General features: G+C 71.1%; 18 protein-coding genes. 10 read left to right on the top strand and 8 right to left on the bottom strand.

From position 1 onward, the window contains the following. Positions 1-8 precede the first annotated feature (8 nt). Complete coding sequence (locus Q392_RS02270; protein WP_038200763.1) at positions 9-791, top strand: enoyl-CoA hydratase/isomerase family protein; 783 nt, start codon at positions 9-11, stop codon at positions 789-791. A 38-nt stretch (positions 792-829) separates the two neighbouring features. Here Q392_RS02270 and Q392_RS02265 read toward each other — a convergent pair whose 3' ends face one another. Genes Q392_RS02265 through Q392_RS02255 form a run of 3 tightly spaced genes read right to left on the bottom strand, consistent with a single transcriptional unit; the run spans position 830 to position 4300 of the window. Further along, on the bottom strand, positions 830-2038 hold the full coding sequence (locus tag Q392_RS02265; protein WP_038200762.1) for a CaiB/BaiF CoA transferase family protein: 1209 nt from the start codon (positions 2036-2038) through the stop codon (positions 830-832). Positions 2039-2051: 13 nt separating this feature from the next. After that, positions 2052-3143 (bottom strand): acyl-CoA dehydrogenase family protein, encoded by a 1092-nt coding sequence (locus tag Q392_RS02260; protein ID WP_051952732.1) that lies wholly within the window; start codon positions 3141-3143, stop codon positions 2052-2054. Further along, positions 3140-4300 (bottom strand): acyl-CoA dehydrogenase family protein, encoded by a 1161-nt coding sequence (locus Q392_RS02255; RefSeq protein WP_051952731.1) that lies wholly within the window; start codon positions 4298-4300, stop codon positions 3140-3142. Before Q392_RS02255 ends, Q392_RS02260 begins: the two co-directional genes overlap by 4 nt. Before the next feature lie 102 nt (positions 4301-4402). Between Q392_RS02255 and Q392_RS02250 the strand changes: the two genes are divergently transcribed. Beyond that, positions 4403-4861 carry a MaoC family dehydratase gene (locus Q392_RS02250; RefSeq protein WP_051952729.1) on the top strand — a complete coding sequence of 153 codons (459 nt, stop codon included), beginning with the start codon at positions 4403-4405 and terminating at the stop codon, positions 4859-4861. 87 nt (positions 4862-4948) lie between these two features. Here the strand turns inward: Q392_RS02250 and Q392_RS02245 are convergent, their stop codons facing one another. Beyond that, entirely contained in the window at positions 4949-5353 is a 405-nt protein-coding gene (locus Q392_RS02245; protein WP_064262162.1) for a winged helix-turn-helix transcriptional regulator, read from the bottom strand. Between the two features lie 131 nt (positions 5354-5484). On the opposite strand from Q392_RS02245, the gene Q392_RS02240 reads away from it, so the two are divergent. Further along, positions 5485-6345: an SDR family oxidoreductase gene (locus Q392_RS02240; protein WP_038200761.1), complete on the top strand. Its 861-nt coding sequence runs from the start codon at positions 5485-5487 to the stop codon at positions 6343-6345. 160 nt (positions 6346-6505) lie between these two features. Here Q392_RS02240 and Q392_RS02235 read toward each other — a convergent pair whose 3' ends face one another. Beyond that, complete coding sequence (locus tag Q392_RS02235) at positions 6506-8635, bottom strand: acetate--CoA ligase family protein (RefSeq protein ID WP_051952727.1); 2130 nt, start codon at positions 8633-8635, stop codon at positions 6506-6508. A 4-nt stretch (positions 8636-8639) separates the two neighbouring features. Next, positions 8640-9398 carry a 3-oxoacyl-ACP reductase FabG gene (fabG, locus tag Q392_RS02230; protein WP_038200760.1) on the bottom strand — a complete coding sequence of 253 codons (759 nt, stop codon included), beginning with the start codon at positions 9396-9398 and terminating at the stop codon, positions 8640-8642. 195 nt (positions 9399-9593) lie between these two features. On the opposite strand from fabG, the gene Q392_RS02225 reads away from it, so the two are divergent. The 5 genes from Q392_RS02225 to Q392_RS02205 are packed head-to-tail and all read left to right on the top strand — an operon-like array spanning position 9594 to position 16482. Further along, a complete protein-coding gene (locus Q392_RS02225; RefSeq protein WP_051952725.1) occupies positions 9594-11933 on the top strand; it encodes an acyl-CoA dehydrogenase family protein in 2340 nt (779 codons plus the stop codon). Between the two features lie 43 nt (positions 11934-11976). Further along, positions 11977-12417: a Zn-ribbon domain-containing OB-fold protein gene (locus Q392_RS02220; RefSeq protein WP_038200759.1), complete on the top strand. Its 441-nt coding sequence runs from the start codon at positions 11977-11979 to the stop codon at positions 12415-12417. After that, on the top strand, positions 12414-13574 hold the full coding sequence (locus Q392_RS02215; protein WP_038200758.1) for an acetyl-CoA acetyltransferase: 1161 nt from the start codon (positions 12414-12416) through the stop codon (positions 13572-13574). Before Q392_RS02220 ends, Q392_RS02215 begins: the two co-directional genes overlap by 4 nt. Further along, entirely contained in the window at positions 13571-14458 is an 888-nt protein-coding gene (locus Q392_RS31155; protein WP_051952722.1) for an alpha/beta fold hydrolase, read from the top strand. The genes Q392_RS02215 and Q392_RS31155 overlap by 4 nt, the downstream gene beginning before the upstream one ends. A gap of 2 nt (positions 14459-14460) precedes the next feature. Next, a complete protein-coding gene (locus tag Q392_RS02205; protein ID WP_038200757.1) occupies positions 14461-16482 on the top strand; it encodes an acetoacetate--CoA ligase in 2022 nt (673 codons plus the stop codon). A gap of 49 nt (positions 16483-16531) precedes the next feature. Here Q392_RS02205 and Q392_RS02200 read toward each other — a convergent pair whose 3' ends face one another. After that, a complete protein-coding gene (locus Q392_RS02200) occupies positions 16532-18031 on the bottom strand; it encodes a carboxyl transferase domain-containing protein (protein ID WP_038200756.1) in 1500 nt (499 codons plus the stop codon). A gap of 31 nt (positions 18032-18062) precedes the next feature. After that, entirely contained in the window at positions 18063-19562 is a 1500-nt protein-coding gene (locus tag Q392_RS02195) for an acyl-CoA carboxylase subunit beta (RefSeq protein WP_038200755.1), read from the bottom strand. 190 nt (positions 19563-19752) lie between these two features. On the opposite strand from Q392_RS02195, the gene Q392_RS02190 reads away from it, so the two are divergent. Together Q392_RS02190 and Q392_RS02185 are read left to right on the top strand one after the other, a co-directional pair. Further along, on the top strand, positions 19753-21324 hold the full coding sequence (locus Q392_RS02190) for a carboxyl transferase domain-containing protein (RefSeq protein WP_038200754.1): 1572 nt from the start codon (positions 19753-19755) through the stop codon (positions 21322-21324). 14 nt (positions 21325-21338) lie between these two features. Beyond that, on the top strand, positions 21339-23342 hold the full coding sequence (locus Q392_RS02185; protein WP_038200753.1) for an acetyl/propionyl/methylcrotonyl-CoA carboxylase subunit alpha: 2004 nt from the start codon (positions 21339-21341) through the stop codon (positions 23340-23342).

Here is a 23342-nt window from a genome sequence, read left to right as displayed (position 1 = left end):
GAAAACGCATGACCGAAGCCGCCGTCCTCGTCGCCCGCCGTGACGCCATCTGCGAGATCACGCTGAACCGGCCCGAGCAACGCAACGCCATGGCGCCCGAACTGCTGCAGGCGTTCCAGCAGGTGATCGACCAGGTGAAAGCGGATCGCGACATCCGCTGTGTCGTCATCACCGGCGCCGGTACCAATTTCTGCTCGGGCGCGGACTTCCGCAGCACCATTCTCGATCGTGGCAACGAGTTGCCGCACGAGGCGTCCTACGCGATCTACCGTCCGTTCCTGAGCATCCTCGATGTGCAGGTGCCGGTGATCGCGGCGATGAACGGCCACGCCATCGGCGGCGGCTTCGGCCTGGGCCTGGTGTGCGACCTGCGCGTGGCCAACCGCGAGGCGCGCTACGGCGCCAATTTCGCGCGCCTGGGGCTGCATTCGGGCATGGCCATCAGCTACCTGCTGCCGCGGGTGTGCGGCGTGCCGCGCGCTGCCGAACTGCTGTTCACCGGGCGCGTGTTCTCGGGCGCCGAGGCTGCCGAGATGGGCATCGCCAACCACGCGGTCGAGCCGGCGCAGGTGCTGGCGCGCGCGCGCGAGCTGGCCGACGAAATCGCGGCTAACGCGCCGGTGGCGGTGCGGATGATGAAGCGTTCGCTCTACCGTGGTCTCGACTGGGACCCGAAATCGGCTGGCGAGATCGAGGCGCTGCTGCAGTCGCGCACGCTGGACATGGCCGATGCCAAAGAAGGCGTCGCCGCCCTGCTCGAGAAGCGGACGCCGCAATTTCGCGGGCAGTAGCTTCGCGCGCCGCCGATTGAGCGCGGGGGTGATCGACATCAGTCGCTCCCGCCGCGCTCCGCGACCGTGACGCCGGCGGCCACCAGCGCGGCAATCTCCGCGCCCGAGTAGCCGGCCTCGGCGAGCAGCTGGGCACTGTGCTCGCCCAGGCGTGGCGGCGCGCGCCGGACTTCCGGCGGCGTGCGCGACCAGCGCGAGGGCGGCCGAAGGGTCACCAGCGTGCCTTCGGTGGGATGCTCCAGGCGCTGGAAGAAGCCCACGGCGTTGAGGTGCGGATCGTCGAGCAGCGACTCCAGCGTGTGCAGCGGGCCGGCCGGCACGTCGGCCTCGCCCAGCAGCGCGAGCCACTGCCCGGTGGTGCGCGTGCGGAAGGTGGCATCGAGCCAGGCGTAGACCTCGCGCGAATGCTCGGTGCGCGCCTGCAGCGTGGCGAAGCGCGGGTCCAGCAGCAGCTCGGGCTGGCCCAGGCGCTCAAGCACCGCGCGCCACTGGCCGTCGCTGATGAGAAAGGCGCACAGCCAGCCGCCCAGGGTACGGAACGGCCGCCGGTCGGGGCTCAGGTGGCGAGGATAGCCCGGCGGGCCCAGCGGCGGGTCGAAGGAGTGGCCCATCAGGTGGTCGCCGAGCACGCCCTGCACCAGCGATTCGAACATCGGCACCTCCAGCGACTGCCCCTGGCCCGTGCGCAGCTTGTGCACCAGGGCGCCGAGGATGGCATTGACGAGCACGGTGCCGGTGTAGCGGTCGGCCATCGCCATCGGGACGTAGCGCGGCTCGCCGCCGCTGGCGCGCGCGTACAGGCCGGCGATGCCCGACATGCCCTGCATCAGGTCGTCGAGCGCCGGCCGCGCGGCGTAGGGGCCGTCCTGCCCAAAGCCGACCGCGCCGACGTAGACGATGCCCGGGTTCACGGCGGCCAGCGCCTCGTACGACAGCCCCAGCCGGGCCATCGCCGCCGGGCGCACGTTGTAGACGAACACGTCGGCGGTGGTGGCCAGCCGCAGCAGCGCGTCTCGGCCAGCCGGCTGCTTGAGGTCGAGCACGACGCTGCGCTTGTTGCGGTTGTTCTGCTGGAAGATGCCGCCCATGCCCGGCGAGCGGGTGGGCCCGATGCCGCGCGCGATGTCGCCCTCGTGCGACTCGACCTTGATGATGTCGGCGCCCATGTCGCCGAGAATCTGCGTGGCGAAGGGCCCTAGCAGGTACGCGGTGAGATCGAGCACGCGGATGCCGTTCAGCGCGCTCATCGTTGGGGTCCCGTCAGCGCGAGGTGCAGGCCACCACGGCCTGCCACGCCGAACGCTCGCCACCCTGCCGGATGGCCTGCACCAGGGCGCGGGCCCAGAAGGTCTCGCTGCCGTGCTCGTCGCGCCACTCGCGCAGCCTGCGGGTGTAGAGGTGCAGCGTGTGCTCGGCGGTGACGCCGATGGCGCCATGCAGCTGGTGCGCGATGCGCGTGCCCAGTCCCGCGGCCTCGCCCGCGCGCGCCTTCGCCGCGGCGGCCGCGGCGACGAACCAGCGCGGGTCTTCGGTGGCCGCGGCCGCCTGCACCGCCACGCGCGCTGCGGCGGCCTCCTCGGCCAGCTGCGCCAGCTGGTGCTGCACGCCCTGGAACTGGCCGATCGACCGCCCGAACTGCACGCGCTCGCCGGTGTAGGTGACGGTCATCTCGAGCAGGCGCCCCAGCGCCCCGGCGATCTGCGCGGCGCTGAGCAAAGCGGCGCGCGCCCTCACCTCGGCCAGGCTCAGGCCCGGCAACGCGATGCACCAGGCCTGGGTCGGGCGCGCGCCCGCCGCCGCGTGCAGCGGGATGCCGGCGCTGCCGACGCGCGCCGCAGGCCAGGCGCCGCCCGCGACCGCACGCACTTGGACGCACGCTCGCGGCAGCCAAAGCAGCTGGGCCGTGCCGGCGTCGTCTGCGCCGAGCAGGGCGACATGGCTGGCCTGGTCTGCCCAGGCGACGACCGGGCCGTCGGCTTCGGTCAGGTCGGCACGGCCGGCCGCGCGCAGCGCGTCCAGCGGCGCCGTGGTGAAGGCCACGGCGGCCGGCCCGGCAGCGGGTGCCAGCCCGACGCGCGAGCGCAACCAGCCGGCCAGCAGCGTCTGCGCGATCGGCAGCGGTGCGCAGCGCGCCGCCGCGCGTTCGAGCAGGGCGCAGGCGTCGAGCCAGTCGCCGCCGGCACCGCCTTCGGCTTCCGGGGCGAGCAGCTGGCCCGGACCGAGTTCCTCGACCGCCTGCCACAGCGCCTGCGGCCATTGGCCGGCGTCGGCCGCGGCCACGAGGCGGCTGTCGCAGCGCTGCGACAGCAGACGATCGGCCGCTTCGGCGAGGGGCAGCGAGAGTTCGCTCATCGTGCCTGCAGTTGCTTGGCGATCATGTTGCGCAAGACCTCGTTGGTGCCGCCGCGCAGGTTGTAGGTGGGCGCCAGCGGCCAGGCGCTGGCGAGCAAGCCGGCCAGCACGGCATCGCCCGCGACGCGCTCGTCGGCATCGATCGCCTCGCGCACGATCTCCAGCGTGTCGCGCTCGAAGTTCGTGCCCAGGTCCTTCACCATCGCTGCTTCGATGGCCGGCGAGCGCCCGGCCTCGAGCGCGCCCCAGATCGCCAGGCTCATGTTGCGCAGCGTGATCAGCCGCGCGAGCAGCCGGCCGGCCGCTGCATCGGACCCAGCGGCGGGCGCCTCCAGCACGAGGCGCAGACAGCGCTCGACGATCGGCATCGTGCTTAGGAATCGCTCGGGCCCGCTGCGCTCGTAGGCGAGCTCGCTCGTCACCTGCTTCCAGCCGTCGCCTGCCTGGCCGACCAGGCACTCGGCCGGCAGCTCGACGCCGTCGAACGTCACCTCGTTGAAGTGGTGGCTGCCATCGAGCATGAGGATCGGGCGGATCGTCACGCCCGGGGCCTTCAAATCGACGATGAACTGGCTCAGCCCGGCGTGGCGGGCCGTGGGGTCGGCGGGGGCGGTGCGGCACAGCACGATTGCGTAATGCGCGATGTGGGCGCCGCTGGTCCAGACCTTGCGGCCGTCGAGCCGCCAGCGCGCGCCTGAAGGCTCGGCCCGCGTGCGAACGGAGGCGAGGTCGGAGCCCACGTCGGGCTCGCTCATGCCGATGGCGAAGTAGGTGTCGCCGGCGGCGATGCGCGGCAGGAACGCCTGCCGCTGCGCCTCGCTGCCGAAGCGCATCAGCAGCGGCGCGCTCTGGCGCGCGGCGATCCAGTGCGCGGCCACGGGGGCGCCGGCGGCGAGCAGCTCCTCGTTGATCGTCAGCGTGTCGAAGGCGCTGCCGCCGCGCCCGCCGTAGGCCACCGGCCAGTGGTAGCCGATCCAGCCCCGAGCGCCGAGCCGGCGGCTGAACGCACCGCCCAGGCCCTCGGTCCACGAGTTGCACTGCGGCTCGAAGCCGCCGCTGGCCAACTCGTCGGCGATGAACCGACGCACCTGCGCGCGCAACGTGGCCGTGCGTTCGCCAACGGCGGGCAGCGGGAGTGCGGGCTCGAAGAACAGCATGAGGACAGGTCCGGTTGGTCAGCACCTTCAGGCTACAGTATTCTACCAATCGTTAGTTTGCTGTCTCGGGCCGAACCCGAGCCCGAACACCCAGGAGATGCCATGTCCAACCGCTCGCTCGACGACCTCAACCCCGGCGACGTGTTCCGCAGCTACGGCCGGACCGTCACCGAGACCGACATCGTGCTCTTCACGAGCCTGGCCGGGCTGAAGCTGCCGATCTTCATCAACGAGGAGTTCGCGAAGAAGCACACCGACTTCGGGGGCCGCATCTGCCCCGGCCTGCTGACGGCGGCGCTGGCCGCCGGGATGATGGAAGAGATCCTGGGTCCGGCGACGATCGCCGCGCTCGAGCTCACCGACTTCAAGTTCACCGTGCCGGTGCGGCCGGGCGACACCCTGCGCGCCGAGATCACCGTCGAGGGCAAGAAGAACCTCTCCGACGGCAAGCGCGGCATCATGCAGGGGCGGGTGAGGGTGTTCAACCAGCGCGAGCAGCAGGTCTTCGAGTTCAGCGAGAAGCTGATGATGCGTCGCGGGCGTGTGGACGACCTGGTCTGATCTGAGCGTGGCCGGCGCGCTGCGGCCCCCGCGTCCCCTGGAGCGCCATTTCCACCTGCAGGCGTCCTTCTTGCACGAGGCACGGTGTCAGGGCGTGCGCGCCGCCCGTGCATTCGCCTGCTTTCTTCGCGCCGTCGGAGGTGCCTGGGCTTGTTCGTTGGCGCCGCGCGCCCTCGCCAACCATCTGCTCGAGACAGCCTCGAGCGCGTCGAAGACGCCCCCGAGTTCCTGGCCCTGCTCCGTAAGGCCGTACGACACTGCGGGCGGTATCGACGGCACATGGTCGCGGAACACGATGCCGCGCTCCTCGAGCAGGCGAAGCCGCTGCGTCAGCACTTTGGCCGACAGCCCGGGAACGGCGCGCAGCAGCGCGCCGAAGCGCATCGGTCCGTCGCGCCGCAGGTGCCACAGGATGTAGCTGGTCCATGAGCCCATCAGCAGGCGCAGCAGGGCGTCGACGGGGCAGACGGGCGGCGGTGCTTGGCGTGGCATCGGTGGTTACTTCAAGGTACCTACTTGCCGATAGTAACCGACGATCCGAGAATGGCCGCCACCGGAAGGCGACAGGTGCCGGCCGGTGGTGCGGCAGCGTGTGCCGCGAAGCCATCGAAAGGGCATGAAAGATGATTCTGGTCGTCGGAGGAACGGGAACGATCGGCAGCGAGGTGGTGCGGCTGCTGCAGGAGGCGAAGCTGCCGTTCAAGGCGCTGGTGCGCGATGCCGCCAAGGCGCGCGAGCTGAATGCGCGCGGCGTGCAGACGGCCGCCGGCGACCTGCGCGAGCCGCGGACGCTGCCCGCCGCGCTGGGCGGCGTCGACAAGGTCTTCGTGGTCACCCCGCTGGTGCCCGACCAGGTGCAGATGCGCGCCGCGCTCATCACTGCGGCAAAAACTGCGGGCGTCAAGCACTTCGTCATGTCCACCGGCATCGGCGCGGCCCCGGATTCGCCGGTGCAGATCGGCCGCTGGCTAGGCGAGAACCAGCAGCAGGTGCAGGAGTCCGGCATGGCCTGGACCTTCGTGCAGCCCGGCTTCTTCATGCAGAACCTGCTGATGTACGCCCAGGCCATCCGCGAGAAGGGCGAGTTCTACATGCCGCTCGGCGAGGGCAAGGTCAGCTGGATCGACGCGCGCGACATCGCCGCCGTGGCCGTGCAGGCGCTGACCAAACCCGGGCACGAGAACCAGGCCTACCCGGTGACGGGGCCGCAGGCCTTGAGCGGCGCGGAGGTGGCTGCCGCCCTCAGCGCGGCGGCGGGGCGCCCGGTGCGCTACGTGGCGATCACACTGGAACAGGCGAAGCAGGCGATGACCGGCATGGGCATGCCCGAGTCCCTGGCCGATGCGATGAACGAGCTGTATGCCCTCGCGCCGCCGGGCTACCTGGCGGGCGTGCTCGACACGGTGCCCAAGGTCACGGGCCGACCGGCGCGCACGTTCGCGGAGTTCGCCAAGGCCCACGCGGCAGCGTTCGGCGCCGCCTGACTTTGTGTGCGTGCGGCCGGTTCGTCGGGCCCGGCCGCACGCGCCGCTGTCGGGCGCAAAAGCGGGCCGCGTCCAGGCAGCGGCCTCGAGGTGCCGCGCAGCGGGCTCACCCACCAGGCAACGGGTTGAAGCGCCAGCCGCATCCGGTCGACCGGGGCGCTCAGGCCGCGCCCGTCGTGGGCACGATCAGGGCATCGAGCGCCTGCACGCCGCGGCCGCGCGGCAGCACCAGCAGCGGGTTGATGTCGATGCTCTCGATGCCGTCGGTGTGGCGCGCCGCGTAGACCGACAGCGCCGCCAGCGCCGCGGCCAGCGCGTCTTCGTCGGCCGGCGGTTGCCCGCGCACGCCGCGCAGCAGCACACGGCCCTTGACCTCGCCGATCATCGCGCGCGCCTCGGCCACGCCGAACGGCGCGACGCGGAAGGCCACGTCCTGGAAGGCCTCGACGAAGACCCCACCCAACCCGAACATCACCACGGCCCCGAACACCGGATCGCGCACGACGCCGAGGATGGTCTCGACGCCGCGCTCGGCCATGCGCGCCACGACCACGCCGTCAACGCGCGCCTGCGGGGCGTGCGTGGCGGCGCGCTGCGTCAAGGTGCGGAACGCCTTGCGCAGCTGCGCCTCGTCGGCCAGGCCCACGATCACGCCGCCGATCTCGCTCTTGTGCGCGATGTCGGCCGAGGCGATCTTCAGCACCACGGGGTAACCCAGTGCCGCGGCCTCGCGTGCGGCGGCGTCCTCATCCGCCGCGATGCGTTCTGGCACGGCAGCGATGCCGGCACTGGCAAGGATGGTCTTGGCCTGCGTCTCGTTGATGGCCCGTACCGGCGGCGGCAGTGCACCCGCGGGCAGGGCGGGCGGCGGGTCGGCCTGCGCCGCGCGCCGCGACTGTTCGGCGAAGTACACCAGCGCCGCGGCGGCGCGCACGGCACGCGTGGGCTCGTCGAAGAGCAGCACGCCGGCGGCCTCGTACATCCTGCGCACCTCGGGGGAGGCCAGCGACGAGAAGACCACGGCCCGATCGGGGAAACGCCGCAGCACGGCCTGCAGCTGCTCCAGCAGCGAGCGGCTCAGCTCCGTCACCTGGCCGACGCTGGACAGGAACGCCACCACCACGTCGTAGCCGCCTTCCTCCAGCATGATCTGGAAGTTGCTGCCGAACAGCGTGAGATCGTTGACGAGCTGTGCCGTCATGTCCACCGGGTTGCGCGGACCGCAGAACGGCACCAGTTCCTTCAGCCGGCGCTGCGCGTCCTCGGGCATCGGCGCCACGTCGAGCGCGCAGTCGCTGGCCACGTCGGCCATCAGTGCGCCGACGCCGCCCGACACGGTGAGCAGGCCCAGACGCCGCCCGAGCGGCGCCGGCGCGTTCACCGAGCAGGCATAGGCCACGTCGAACAACTCGTCGATGCTGCGCGCGCGCCAGACGCCGTACTGGCGGAACAGGCCTTCGTAGACCTGGTCCGAGCCGGCCAGCGACGCAGTGTGCGATGCCGCCGCCTGCGCGCCCGCCTCCGAGCGCCCGACCTTCATGACGACGACGCGCTTGCCGCGCTCGCGCGCCAGCGCCAGCGCGGCGACCAGGCGGTCCTTGTCGGTGGCGGCCTCGAGGTAGGTCACGATGACCTGCGTGCCGTCGTCGTCCGCGAAATGGGTGATGCAGTCGGCGACATCCACGTCGCACTGGTTGCCGGTGGTGATCCACAAATTCAGCCCCAGACCGCGCTGCCGGATCAGCGACAGGCAGTAGCCCCCGAAGGCGCCGCTCTGGCTGACCAGGCTGATGCGGCCCGGTACCAGGCCGAAGCCGGCGGCGCTGGGCGTGAAGGTGCCGAGCAGGCGCCGCCGCACGTTGATCAGCCCCATGCAGTTGGGACCGACCACGCGCATGCCGGTGCGCCGCGCCAGCGCCGAGATGCCGGCCTGCCATGCAATGCCCTGGCCGCCGGTTTCGGCGAAACCCGAGCTGAGCACGACCGCGCCGCCCACGCCCTTGGCCGCGCAGTCCTCAAGCGCGGCCAGCACGCCAGGTGCCGGCACGGCCACGATGGCCAGATCCACCGGCCCGGGCACCGCGCTGACGGTGGCGAATGCGGGCAGGCCCTGGATCTGCGCCGCCTTCGGGTTGATCGGGTACAAGGCCCCGTCGAAGCCGCTGGACTTGAGGAAATCCAGCGGACGGCCGCCGATCTTGGTGGGGTCGGACGACGCGCCGTAGACGGCGATCGCTCGCGGTTCGAACAGCGGCGCGAGCGAGCCGCGGGAAGCGGTGGGCGAGGCCATGGGGTCAGTGGATCGACATGCCGCCGTCCACGCCGATCAGCTGCCCGGTCACGTAGCTCGCGCCTTCGCTGGCCAGGAACACCCACACCGGCGCAATCTCCTCCGGCTCGGCCCAGCGGCCCAGCGGAATGCGATCGAGCGTGCGCTGCTTGAAGCGCTCGTCGGTGCGGATGGTCTCCGTCATCGGCGTAGCCGCGCCCGGGGCGACGCAGTTGACGATGATGTTGTAGCGCGCCAGTTCGCGCGCGGCCGACTTGGTGAAGCCGATCAGCCCGGCCTTGGCCGAGCCGTAATTGATCTGGCCGATGGTGCCCAGGATGCCGGCGGTGGAAATGGTGTTGATGATCCAGCCGCGCTGGCGTTCCATCATGCCGTCCACGACCGCCTGCAGGCAGTTGAAGCTGCCCGTGAGGTGCACGTCGATCACCTGCTGCCACTGGTGCGCGCTCATCTTGTGCAGCATCGCCGTACGCGTGATGCCGGCGTTGTTGACGAGCACGTCCACCGGGCCGAACTTCGCCACCACCGCCGCCACCATCGCGTCCACGGCGGCACGGTCGGCCACGTCACACTTGAACGCCGCGGCCTGCCCGCCGGCGTCGCGGATCGACTGCGCCACCTGCTCGGCGGTCTCGAGGTTCCAGTCGACCACCGCGACCTTGGCGGCTTGCGCGCCGTAAGCGCGCGCGATGCCCGCGCCGATGCCCTGGCCGGCGCCGGTGACGATCGCGACCTTGTTTTCGAGAGCTTTTCCGCTGAACATCGACCGCTCCTTTGCCAAACGAGTGTTTGTTAGACTCAACGATGCCACAGGATGGAGGGCAGCACCAGGGGCCGGCACCCGGGGTGCGGCAGGGCGCGCCGCGCGCTGACGTTGTGCCGCCGGGGTGGCGCCGCAGGGCGGCGACCCCGGCAAGCCCGAATCCGATGCCAGGACCTGAACCCGAGGCGAGAGTCCATGATCGATCTGACCGAACGGCTCGACGCACCCACCGAGGTGCAACGCATGCTGCGCGACGCCGCCGCCGCCTTCTTCGCCGCCGACGGCCCGGGCCGTCGCCTGCGCGAATGGCGCGGCACGCTGCCCGGGCACGACCGCGAGCGCTGGCGGCGCATGGCCGGCCTGGGCTGGCTCGGCCTGTGCCTGCCCGAGGCGCTGGGCGGCAGCGGGCTCGGCGCCGGCGAGGCGGCGGTGCTGCTAGAGCGCTGCGGCCGCGCGCTCGCGCCCGAGCCGCTGGTGGCCGGTGCGCTGCTGCCGGCCTGGGCGCTGCTGCACGGCGACTCGCAGGCGCTGCGCGAGCGCTGGCTGCCGGCACTGGCGCGCGGCGAGGTGCAACTCGCGCTGGCGGCCGGAGCGCAGGCCGATGAACTGGATGAAGACGACGGCGACGCTGCCGGAGGCCGCCGCAGCGTCGAAGCCCCGCGAGCCGCTTCGCGCGGCGCGGGCTTCGTGCTCGACGGGCGCTGCCGCTTCGTGGCCGGCGGCGCAGGGGCCGACGCTTTCGTGGTGGCGGCGGAGGGCGCGCAGGGTGTGCTGCTGCTGCTGGTGGAGGCCAGCCAGCGCGGCCTGCAGACCAGCACGCAACCGCGCGTGGACGGCGGCTTCTGGACCGAACTGCGGTTCGAGGGCGCCGAAGTCTCCGGCGCGCAGCTGGTCGCCGGGCCGGCGCACGCGCAGGGCGTGCTGCAGCGCGCGCTCGACCTGGCGCGCATCGCCGAAGCCGCCGAGCTGCTGGGCGTGATGAGCCAGGCGCTCGAAACCAGCGTCGCCTACATCGCGATGCGGGAGCAGTTCGGTCGCGCCATCGGCAGCTTCCAGGCGCTGCAGCACCGCGCCGCAGACCTGCTGATCCAGGTCGAGCTCACGCGCTCGGTGGTGCTGCAGGCGGCCGCGGCGGCCGACACGCATGGCAGCGATGCGCGGCGGCTGGCCATCGCCGCCAGCCAGGCCAAGGCACGGGCCTCGGCGGCGGCGCTGGAGGTCACCAAGGGCTGCATCCAGCTGCACGGCGGCATCGGCTACACCGACGAATGCGACATCGGCCTGTACCTGAAGAAGGCGATGGTCGGCGCGGCCTGGCTGGGCAACGCGGCGCTGCACCGGCGCCGCTACAACGAATTGGCCGGCGACGGCGACCAAGCCTCGGCGCCCGAGCTGATCGCCGGCGGCGAGCAGCCGATCCGCCGCGACGAGCTGCGCCGCTGGCTGGCCGAGAACTTCCCGCCCGCGTGGCGCTTCCCGGCCAGCCGCATGAGCCTGAAGGAAACGCGCGCCTGGCACGACAAGCTCCACGAGAAGGGCTGGGTGGCGCCGAACTGGCCCAAGGCCTACGGCGGCATGGGGCTATCTGGCTACGAGCAGGTGGCGCTGCAGTCGGAGTTCGACCGCCACGGCATCGTTATCGCGCCGAACATGGCGGTGATCATGCTCGGGCCGCTGATCATCCGCTACGGCACCGAGCAGCAGAAGCGCGAGGTGCTGCCGCGCATCCTGTCGGGCGAGGTGCGCTGGTGCCAGGGCTACTCCGAGCCCTCGGCGGGCTCCGACCTGGCCAGCCTGCGCACGACGGCCGTGCTCGACGGCGACGAGTTCGTCGTCAACGGGCAGAAGATCTGGACCTCGTTCGCGCACGAGGCCGACTGGATCTTCATGCTCGTGCGCACCGACCCCAAGGCCAAGAAGCAGGAAGGCATCAGCTTCCTGCTGGCGGACATGCGCGCGCCCGGCATCACCGTCAAGCGCATCCGCAACCTGGGCGGCAACGCCGAGTTCTGCGAGACCTTCTTCGACAACGTGCGCGTGCCGAAGGCCAACCTCGTCGGCGGGCTGAACCAGGGCTGGACGATGGCCAAGTCGCTGCTGGGCAGCGAGCGCATCATGATCGGCAACCCGCGCGGCGCGCGCGCGCCATTCGCGCGCCTGGCGGAGCTGGCGCGCGCCACCGGCCTTGACCGCGACGGTGCCTGGCGCGCGCGGCACGAGCAGCTGCGGCTGGACATCGATGACCTTGAGGCGATGTTCGTGCGCTGCGTCGAGGTGCTGCGCCGCGGGCATGAACTCGGTGCCGAGGTGTCGATGCTGAAGGTCTGGATCACCGAGGCGCAGCAGCGGGTGGCCGACCTGATGCTCGAGACCGCGGGTGCCGCCGGCGTGAGCGACGCATCGATGGCGCTGCCGGGCGGCGCGCTGCACCCGGCGCACGTGTTCTTCTCGGCCCGCCCGGCCAGCATCTACGGCGGCAGCAACGAGATCCAGCGCAACATCCTGGCCAAGGCGGTGCTCGAGCTGCCGGGCTGACACGGCGCGCACCGTACCCCTGCAACACCTTAGAAAGACGCCCATGACCCACCCTCCTGCGACCGGCACCTGGACCGAGGGCCCGGGCCCCGACGTCATCTTCGCCCAGCACCTGGCGGCAGGCGAGTTCCGCATCCAGCGCTGTGCCGCCTGCGCGCGCCACGTCTTCTACCCGCGGCTGGCGTGCAGCCATTGCGGCAGCGTCGAGCTCGCGTGGCAGGCGCCGAGCGGGCGCGGCACTGTGTATGCGGTCAGCGTCGTCAACCGCAGCGCCGACAAGGGTGGCCCGTACAACGTGGTGCTGATCGACCTGGCCGAGGGCCCGCGCATGATGGGGCGCGTGGACGGCATCGCGAACGACGCGGTGCGCATCGGCATGGCGGTACGGGCGCGTGTCGGGCAGGGCGCCGGCGGCGAGCCCTGCGTCGTCTTCGACCCGCTTGACCCCGACGCCGCCACCGGCAGGGAAGGGTGTACACGATGAGCGGCAGCAGCCTCCGCGGCAGCGCCGCGATCGTCGGCGCGGCGCTGGCCGGCCTGGGCGAGGCGCCCGGCAGCAGCTCGGAAGACATCGCCATCGAGGCCAGCGTCAGGGCGCTCGCCGAGGCCGGCCTGACGACGCGGCACGTCGATGCGGTGTTCGGCTCGCTACCGGGCAACGCCAACCCGCTGTCGGCGTTGCTGATCGCCGAGATGCTGGGCATCCAGCCGAAGTTCACCGACAACAACCGCACCGGCGGCTCCACCTTCCTGTCGTACACGCTGATGGCGGCGATGGCGCTGAAGGAAGGCCTGTGCGAGACGGCGCTGATCTTCTACGGCAGCAACCAGCGCACCGCCAGCGGCAAGCTGGTGTCGTCGGTCAAGCCCTTCGCCTACGAGGCGCCGTACGCGCCGATCTTCCCGGCCACCTCGTACGCGCTGGCGGCCTCGCGCCACATGCACGCGTACGGCACCACGCGCGAGCAGCTCGCCGCGGTGGCGGTGGCGGCGCGCGCCTGGGCCAACCTCAACCCGCAGGCCTTCATGCGTGGCCCGCTCAGTGTGGCCGACGTACTGGCCTCGCGCATGGTGTCCAGCCCGCTGACGGTGCGCGACTGCTGCCTCGTCACCGACGGCGGCGCGGCGATCGTCATGACACGTGCCGACCGCGCACGCCACCTGCCGAAGAAGCCGGTGTACCTGCTCGGCGCGGCGGCGGCCACCACGCACATGAACATCGTCGCCATGGCCGACCTCACGCGCACCGCGGCGGTCGACTCAGGGCAGCGCGCGATGGCGATGGCCGGCGTGGCGCCGCGCGACATCGACGTGGTGGAGCTCTACGACGCCTTCACCATCAACACGATCCTGTTCCTCGAAGACCTCGGCTTCTGCGCCAAGGGCGAGGGCGGGGCGTTTGTCGCCAGCGGCGCCATCGCCCCCGGGGGCGCGCTGCCGGTGAACACCAACGGCGGCGGGCTGTCGTGTGTGCATCCGGGCATGTACGGCATGTTCACGCTGGTCGAAGCCGTGCAGCAGCTGCGCGGCGAAGCCGGCGAGCGGCAGGTGGCGGGTGCCGAGCTGGCGCTGTGCCACGGCAACGGCGGCGTGCTGTCCAGCCAGATCACCAACGTGCTCGGCACCGAGGCCACGCTGTGAGTTCGGCGGTGCACGACTTCCGGCCCGAGGCGTTCTACCCCGGCCTGCAGATCGAGCATGTCACGGCGGCCGGCGTGAAGGCGTTGCGGGTGGGCAGCGGGCCGACGCTGTTGCTGCTGCACGGCGGCACGGGCTCGTGGACGCATTGGGTGCGCAACATCGAGCCGCTGTCGCGCCGCTTCAGCCTGGTCATCCCCGACCTGCCGGGCATGGGCGAATCGATCGGCGTGCCGCGCGACACCGATCTCGACGGCTACGGCGCCTTCATCCTGGCGGCCATCGATGCCGGTCTGGTGCCGCCCGGCCTGCGCTTCGCCGTCGCCGGCTTCTCGTGGGGCGGGGTGGTGACTGCCTGGCTGGCGGCGCGCCTGCCTGAGCGGGTGTTCGCGGCCTGCCTGCTGGCCCCGGGCGGCTTTCCGCCGGATGGGTGGCATCGGCCGCCGCTGAAGCCCGTGCCGCCAGGGGCGAGCGACGCCGAGACCGACGCCATCCACCGCGCCAACCTCGAGATGATGATGATCGCCGACCCGCGGCGCATCGACGACCTGGCCGTGGCCATGCAGCGGCGCAACCACGGCATGACGCGATTCAAGTCGCGCTTCCTGGGCTATCGCGACACGCTGGGCCCGAGCCTGCGAATGCTCACAGGCCCGGTGCTGGCGGTGCTGCCCGCGCTCGACCCGCTGCCGCGCCCGGATGTCGCGGCGCGCGCCGAATACCTGCGCCGCTGCGCGTCGCACATCGTGTGCCGGGTCGTCCCCGATGCGAGCCACTGGGTGGCGTTCGAGGCGCCCGACGAGGTCAACCGCCTGGTCGCCCGATTCGTGCACCGCAACGCACCCGCCGCCGAACATGCACGAGTTTCAGTCCCGCCGGGAGCGTGACCATGACCATCCAGGAAGGTGAACTGCTCTGGACCCCGCGAGAGGCCTTCGCAAAGTCGTCGCAGCTCGCGTCGTTCATGGACTGGCTGCGCGTGCACCGCCAGCTGGAGTTCACCGACTACGCTGCGCTGTGGCAGTGGTCCGTGGACTGCCTGGAGGACTTCTGGGCCGCGGTGTGGGAGTACTTCGAGATCGAGTCCTCCACGCCGCACGAGTGCGTTCTGAAGGAGCGCACGATGCCCGGCGCGGAGTGGTTTCCCGGTGCGCGGGTGAACTTCGCGAAGCACATGCTGCGCAAGGGCCGGCGCGGGTGGCCGGCCATCCATCATCGCAGCGAAATCCGGCCATCGGCCACGCTGAACTGGGAGGACTTGCGCGACCAGGTGGCCACGCTCGCCGAGGCGATGCGCCGCATGGGCATCCGCCCCGGTGATCGCATTGTCTCGACGCTGCCGAACACGCCAGAAGCCGTGATCGCCCTGCTGGCCACCACGGCCATCGGTGCCGTCTGGTCGGCCTGCTCGCCCGACTTCGGCGCGCGCAGCATCCTCGACCGCTTCCAGCAGATCGAACCGCGGTTGCTGTTCGCAGTGGACGGTTATCGCTTCGGCGGCAAGGACTTCGACCGCTGCACCGATCTCGCCCGGCTCGTCGAAGGCCTGCCCACGCTCGAGCACCTGGTGTTCCTGCCCGACCTCGACCCGGCCGCGCCGCGGCCGACGCTGCGTCCTGAGCCGGCTGTGCGCCTGTGGTCGGAGGTCATGGCCGAGCAGCCGGAGCACTACGAGGACTTCCGCTATGAGGACGTGGAATTCTCGCACCCGCTGTGGATCCTGTACTCCTCGGGCACCACCGGCCTGCCCAAGGCGATCACGCACAGCCACGGCGGCATGACGCTCGAGACACACAAGGTCATCACCTTCCATGCCAACCAGACGGCGGATTCTTGCCTGTTCTTCTACACGACCACCGGCTGGATGATGTTCAACTTCATGGTCATGGGCCTGTGCAGTGGCGGGCGCATCGTGCTGTTCGACGGCAACCCGCTGGCGCCCCATGTCGAGCGGCTGTGGCAGTTGGCAGCCGAGCACCACGTGACGATGTTCGGCGCCAGCCCGACCTTCGTGCAGATGATGATCAAAGCCGGCGTGCGGCCGGCGAAGAAGTACGACCTGTCGGCGCTGGAGGGTGTGCTGCTGGGCGGCTCGCCGGCCTCGCCCGAGACCTTCGCGTGGTTCTACCGCGAGGTCAAGCGCGACCTGTGGGTCACCTCGCAAAGCGGCGGTACCGACGTCTGCTCGGCCTTCGTCGGCGCCTCGCCCACGCTGCCGGTGTACGCCGGCGAGATCCAGACGCGGCTGCTGGGCGTGGATGCACACGCGCTGAGCGATGAGGGAGAACCGCTCACCGACGGCGTGGGCGAGCTCGTAATCCGCAAGCCCATGCCCTCGATGCCGCTGTACTTCTGGGGTGACGCCGACAACCGGCGCTACCACGACAGCTACTTCGACGTCTACCCCGGCCAGTGGCGGCACGGCGACTTCTTCAAGGTCAACCAGCGCGGCGGCTGCTACATCTACGGTCGCTCCGACTCCACGCTCAACCGCGCCGGCGTGCGCATCGGCACGGCCGAGATCTACCGCATCGTCGAGAACGTCGAAGGCGTGCAGGACAGCCTGGTGCTCAACCTCGACCTGCCCGGCGGCAGCTTCTTCATGCCGATGTTCGTGGTGCCCAAGCCGGGCTTCATGCTCGACGAGGCGATGCAGTCGCGCATCACCCAGGCGCTGCGCATGCAGGGCTCGCCGCGCCACGTGCCCGACCGCTACGTCGCCATCGCCGCCGTGCCCTACACGCTCACCGGCAAGAAGCTCGAAGTGCCGGTGCGCAAGATCCTGCTGGGCGCGGCGCCCGAGAAGGTGGCCAGCCGCGATGCGATGATGAACCCGGCGTCGCTGCAGTTTTTCGTGGACTTCGCAGGCGAGGTCCGGCGCATGGTCGAGGCCGGCGAAAAGCAGCGGTGAACGGCGGGCAGGCTCCGACCCAGCCTGGAGCCTGCAGCCCGCTGGCTGCTCACATGCGAAACACGCCCCAGCCGCCCGGCCGCGCCGGCGTGCGGCCGGCCGCATCGAGCAGCTGTGCGAGCACCCCGCGCGTCTGCTCGGGCTCGATCACGGCGTCGCACCACAGCTGGCGCGCCCAGTTCAGCGCACCGGTTTCGTTGTCGGGCGCATCGGGCGACGCGGCGGCGCGCGCGTTGGGCCACATCAGCAGCGCGTTGGGCCTGAAGGCGCGGCCGCACAGCGCGTGGTAGGCGGCGCCATGGGCCTGTCCGACGATGACGGTGATCTTGGGCACATCGGCATTGGCCGCCGCGTTGAGCAGCTTCGCGCCGTGGCGGCCGATGCTGCCCTGCGACGCCTCGCCGCTGTCGGCAAAGCCGGGGGAATCGACCAGGAATACGAGCGGGATGTCGCGCTGTACGGACAGCTCGATGAAGTGGGCGCCCTTGGCCGCTGCCTGCGCGGTGAGCGCGCCGGCGCCGGCGACGATGCCGACCTCGAAGCCCTCGATGCGGGCGAAGGCGCACCGCAGGGACTCGCCGTGCAGCGGCTTGAACTCCTGGAAGCGGCCGCCGTCGACCAGGCGCACGATCAGCTCGCCGGCATCGGCCGCGGGTTCGCCGTTCAGACGCACCAGGCCCCGCAGTTCGATGGCGGGGTGCAGCGGCTCTTCGGCCGCAGCGCGCGTCCAGCGCAGCGGCGCCGGTTCGCCCAGATGACGGACGATGCGCCGCGCGATGGCGAGCGCATCGGCGTCGTCGTCGCCCAGGTGGTCGGCCACGCCGCTCAGGCTGCAGTGCATTAGCGCGCCGCCCAGTGCCTCGGAATCGGCCACCTCGCCGGTGGCGGCATACACGAGCTGCGGGCTGCCGAGAAACATCGCGCCCTGGTTGCGCACGATGACGAGTTCGTCGCACAGCGCGGGAATGTAGGCGCCGCCGGCCGTCGAGGGGCCGAAGACGAGGGCGATCTGCGCGATGCCTTCGGCCGACATCTTCACTTGGTTGTACATCACTGATCCGCCCTGGCCGTCGTCGGGGAAGATGTTGGCCAGGTCGGGCAGGAAGGCACCGCCCGACTGGACCATCGTGATGCACGGCAGCCGGTGCTGCCAGGCGAACATCTGCGCCCGCACATGGCGCTTGGTGGTCATGCCGAACATCGTGCCGCCCTTCACCGTGGGGTCGTTGACGATCAGCATGCACTCGCGCCCGGCCACGCGGCCCACACCGGTAATCAGCGTGGCGCCCGGTGGCACGCCGTCGTACAGGTCGGCGGCGGCGAGTTGGCCGATCTCGAAGAAAGGCGCGCCCGCATCGAGCAGCGCCGCGATGCGTTCGCGCGGCAGCAGCTGGCCGCGGCTCTGGTGCAGCTTGCGCGCGCGCTCGTTGCCGCCGGCCGAGGCTTCGTCGCGCCGCGCCTGCAGCGCCGAGGCCAGCGCGTCGAAGCGGGCGCGGCGGGTTTCGAAATCGGCGCCGGTAGTTGCCGCCGCGCTGCTGATTGCCTGCATGTCTTTCGCCGGTGCCACGCCGCGGCCGGGGCTACATGCGGAAAGCGCCGTAGGCCGCGGGCTGTGCGGACAGGCGGCCCGCGACGTCGAGCAGTTGTGCCAGCACAGCACGGGTGCGCTCGGGCTCGACGATGGCATCGCACCACAGCTGGCGCGCCCAGTTCAGCGCCCCGGCCTCGTCGTCGGGCGCGTCGGGCGATGCCGAGGCGCGGGCGCCGGGCCACATCAGCAGCGCGTTGGGCTTGAAGGCGCGGCCACCCAGCGCGTGGTAGGCCGCGCCGTGGGCGCGGCCGGTGATGACGGTGAACTTGGGCACGTCGGCGTTGGCCACCGCGTTCAGCAGCTTGGCGCCGTGGCGGCCGACGTTGGTCTGGCCCGGCCGGCTGCTGTCGGCGAAGCCGGGGGAGTCGACGAGGAACACCAGCGGGATGTCGCGCTGGCCGCACAGCTGCACGAAGTGCGCGCCCTTGGCACCGGCCTGCGCGGTGAGCAGGCCGTGGCCGGCGACGATGCCGACCTCGAAGCCTTCGATGCGGGCGAAGCCGCACACCAGCGTCTCGCCGTGCAGCTGCTTGAACTCCTGGAACTGGCTGCCGTCCACCAGCCGCGCCAGGATGTCGCGGCAGTCGGCGCCTTCGACCGCGCCGACGGCGGCCAGGCCCGCCAGTTCCCGAGGGTCGTGCAGCGGCGGCGCGGGCTCGGCGCGTGTCCAGCGCAGCCGCGGCGGCTCGCCCAGGTGTGCGACGATGCGCCGGGTGATGGCCAGCGCGTGCTCGTCGTCATCGGCCATGTGGTCGGTGACGCCGCTCAGGCGGCTGTGCATCTCGGCGCCGCCCAGCGGCTCGATGTCGATGACCTCGCCGGTGGCGGCGAACACCAGCTGAGGGCTGCCCAGGAACATGGCGCCCTGCTTGCGGATGATCACCACCTCGTCGCACAGCGCGGGGATGTAGGCTCCGCCCGCCGTGGAGGGGCCGTGCACGAGGGCGATCTGTGCAATGCCTTCGGCCGACATCTTGACCTGGTTGTACATGATCGAGCCAGCCTGGCCTTCGTCGGGGAAGATGTTGGCCAGATCGGGCAGGAAGCCGCCACCGGACTGGACCATCGTGATGCACGGCAGGCGGTGGTGCCACGCAAACAGCTGTGCCCGCGTGTGCCGCTTGGTGGTCATGCCGAACATGGTGCCGCCCTTCACCGTGGCGTCATTCACCAGCAACATGCACCAGCGCCCGCAGACCTGGCCCACGCCGGTGATCATCGTGGCGCCTGGGGGCACGCCCTCGTACAGGTCGGCGCCGGCGAGTTGGCCGATCTCGAAGAAAGGCGAGCCGGGGTCGAGCAGCGCCTGCACGCGCTCGCGCGGCAGCATCTGGCCGCGGCTCTTGTGCAGTTTGCGCGCCTTCTCGCTGCCGCCGGTCAGGGCCTCGTCGAGCCGCGCGCTCAGGCGGGCCATCAGTTGGCGGTAGGCCTGCTCGCGCCGGGCAAAACGCTCGTCGCGGAGGGTGTCTAACGTTGCTGGCGATGTCATGGGCGAGTTGAAATTTGATGACCTAACAAATGTTTGGTATTCTAGCGGTGTGACTGCCGTACGCGCAATGCGGCCCTGATCTCCGATCGCCGGCAGTCCCCAATCTCCCGACGCACATGCTGAACGACATGCATTTCTTTACCCGGCCAACATCCCCGACGCTTTCTGTCGGCATGGATCGGGCGGCGCCATGAGCATCCTGGCATCCGCCATCACCGCCAGCCCCGAGGAGCTGCAGGCCAACCGCGTGGCCTATGAGGCCCGCGTGGCCGATCTGCGCGCGCGCCGCACGGCGGCATTGGCGGCCGGCTCGGCCGCGGCCCGCCAGCAGCTGCGCGACGGCGGCCAGATGCTGGTGCGCGAGCGCATCAGCGCCTTGCTCGACCCGGGCTCGCCCTTCCTCGAACTGTGCCAGCTGGCTGGTGAGGGCCTGTACGGCGACGATCCACCCGGCGCCGGCGTCGTCACCGGCGTGGGCATGATCGCCGGGCGGCCATGCATGGTCATCGCCAGCGATCCCACGGTCAACGACGGCGCCTACAACGCCCATACCTGCAAGCGGCACGTGCGCGCGCAGCGCTTCGCGTGGCAGCACCGCCTGCCGTGCGTGACGATGCTGCAGCCCGGCGCGCAGCCGCCCGGCGCCAGGCAGGGTGTGTTCGCCGACGAGGGCCAGTTCGGCTCGATCCTGTACAACCAGACGCGCATGTCGCGCGAGGGCATCGCGCAGATCTGCAGCGTGCACGGCCCCGCGGCGGATGCGGCGGCGTTCGTGGCCGCGATGTGCGACGAGGTGGTCGTGGTGCGCGAGCGCGGTGCGTTGGCCTTCGGCGCAGCCGTTCCGGCGCCCGCCGACGCCGAGCGCGCCAACCGCGAGGACGGCGTCACCGACCGGCTGGCCGAGAGTGATGCGCACGCCATCGCCATCCTGCGCGACCTGGTCGGCCACCTGGGCGATGTGCCCAAGCAGCGGCGCGACGTGGCCGAGCCGCGCGAGCCGCTGCACGACACGCGCGAGATCTACGGCCTCGTCAGCGCCGACCCGCGCGTGCCCACCAGCAACCGCGAGATCGTGCTGCGCCTGATCGACGGCAGCGACCTGCACGAGTTCAAGCCCGAGTTCGGCGACACGCTGATCACCGGCTTCGCGCGCATCCAGGGTTTCGACATCGGCATCCTGTGCAACAACGGCGTGCTGTTCTCCGAGAGCGCGCTCAAGGCCACGCAGTTCATCGACCTGTGCTGCAAGCGCGACATCCCGCTGCTGTTCATGGCCGACATCAACGGCTTCATGGTCGGCCGCGAGGCCGAGGAGGCCGGCATCGCCAAGCACGGCGCGAAGATGATCACCGCGATGACCTGCGCCAACGTGCCCAAGTACACCTTGATCATCGGCGGCTCCTACGGCGCGGGCTACCTCGCGATGTGCGGCCGCGCGTTCAAGCCCAATGCGATGATGATGTGGCCCAACGGCCGTGCCGCGATCATGGGCCCCGACCAGGCCGCCACCACCTTGGCGATGGTCAAGGACGACCAGCACAAGCGCGACGGCACGAGCTGGACCGACGCCGAGCGCGAAGCCTACAAGGCGCCGGTGCGCAAGACCTTCGAGGACTTCGCCAACGCCTACAACTTTGCGCGCAACACCTGGTGCGACCTGATCGTCGAGCCGGCCGAAACGCGCGACGTGATGGCGATGCTGCTCGACCTGGCCGGCCGCGTGCCGGCGGTGCCCTCGCGCTTCGGCGTGTTCCGGATGTAAGGCGGGCCAGCACCATGTTCAAGAAGATTCTGATTGCGAACCGCGGCGAGATCGCCTGCCGCATCGCCCGCACCTGCCGCCGCCTGGGCGTGGCGGTGGCGGGCGTGCACTCGGCTGCCGACCGCGACGCGCTGCATGTGCGCGAGATCGGCGAGTCCGTCGAGATCGGCGGTGCCGCGGCTTCCGAGAGCTACCTGCGCATCGACGCGGTGATTGCTGCCGCGAAGTCGGTCGGCGCGCAGGCCATCCACCCCGGCTTCGGCTTCCTGGCCGAGAACGCGGCGTTCGCGCGCGCGGTCGAGGCCGCCGGGCTGGTTTTCATCGGCCCGACGCCCGAAGTCATCGAGCGCCTGGGCGACAAGGCGGCGGCCAAGCGCGAGGCCGACGCGGCCGGCGTTCCCATCGTGCCCGGCAGCCAGTCGCCGAGCACCGACCCCGCCGAGATCGCCGCCACCGTGCGGCGCGTCGGTCTGCCGGTCATGCTGAAGGCCGCCGCGGGCGGCGGCGGCAAGGGCATGCGCGGCATCGAGACAATGGACGGCCTGGCGCAGGAGATCGAGTCGGCGATGCGCGAGGCGAAGAACGCCTTCGGCGATGCCGGGTTGATCGTCGAGAAGCTGATCCGGCGCGGGCGCCACATCGAGATCCAGATCGCCGGCGACGGCCAGGGCAAGGTCATCCATCTCTTCGAGCGCGAGTGCACGCTGCAACGACGCCACCAGAAGGTGATCGAAGAAGCGCCCGCCGCGAACCTGAGCGCGGCGATGCGCGACCGTATGGCGGCCGATGCCGTGCGCCTGGGCGAGCGGCTGAAGTACCGCGGCGTCGGCACGGTCGAGTTCATCGTCGGCGAGAAGGACTACCACTTCCTCGAGGTCAACCCGCGGCTGCAGGTCGAGCACCCGGTGACGGAGGCCATCACCGGCCTGGACATCGTCGAGCTGATGATGCGCATCACCTCGGGCGAGGGCCTGCCGCTGGCGCAGGAGGACGTGCGCATCAGCGGCCACGCGGTCGAGGCGCGCATCTGCGCCGAGGACCCGGCGGCGAACTTCCTGCCTTCCACCGGGAGGCTCTCGCACGTGGGCTTCCCGAGCGCGGGCGTGCGCGTGGAGACCGGTGTGGAGTCGGGCGGCGAGGTCACGCCGTACTACGACTCGATGCTGGCCAAGCTGATCACGCACGCACCGACACGCGACGAGGCACTCGACCGGCTGGAGCGGGCGCTGGACGACACGCGGGTCTTCGGCGTCACCAGCAACATCGGCTTCCTGCAGCGCCTGATCGACCTGCCCGAGACGCGCAAGGCGACCTTCCACACACGGCTGATCGACGAGCAGATCGAGGGCTGGGCGCTGGGCAAGGCCGAGCACGACGAACGCACACTGGCCATCGGTGCCATGCACTGGCTGCGCGGCGAGCGAGGTGACAGTGCCGGCAGCGCCCGCAGCCCGTGGGCCGCGTGGGGCGGCAGCGGCTGGCAGCTGAACAGCGGCGACGATGGCCTGGCACCGGTGCCCAGCGTGCACGTGGAAGGCTCCGACGGCGCCAGCGCCGAGATCCGCTTCGGGCCGGTGGCGCGCGACGGCAGCCTGCTCATCGGGGTCGGTACCGCGCGGCTGCGCCTGCGGCTCGGACCGGCTGGCGGAGAGGGCCGCTTCCTGGCCATTGCCGACGGCCTGCGCGAGCTGGTGACCGTGCACCGTGACGGCGACATGCTGCACGTGCAGGACGGCCGTGGCACGCACGCGCTGAAGGCGGTGCCGTACCTGTCCTACATCAGCGCGTCGGCACAGGCCAGCGGCGACGTGAAGGCGCCGATGATGGGGCTGATCCTGAAGGTAAACGTCGCGCCGGGTGACCGCGTCGACAAGGGTACGGTGGTCGCGATCCTCGAGTCGATGAAGATGGAGATGCGCATCACCGCGGACTGCGCCGGCACGGTGGCGGCGGTGAATTGCCGCGTCGGGCAGACGGTCGAGCGCAACGCGGTGGTGGTGTCGGTCATGCCGGAGTGA

The sequence above is a fragment of the Xenophilus azovorans DSM 13620 genome (genome assembly GCF_000745855.1).
GTDB lineage: Bacteria > Pseudomonadota > Gammaproteobacteria > Burkholderiales > Burkholderiaceae_C > Xenophilus > Xenophilus azovorans.
Note: the sequence above shows the minus strand (reverse complement) of the source record. Positions and strands in the feature narration are given on the sequence as shown.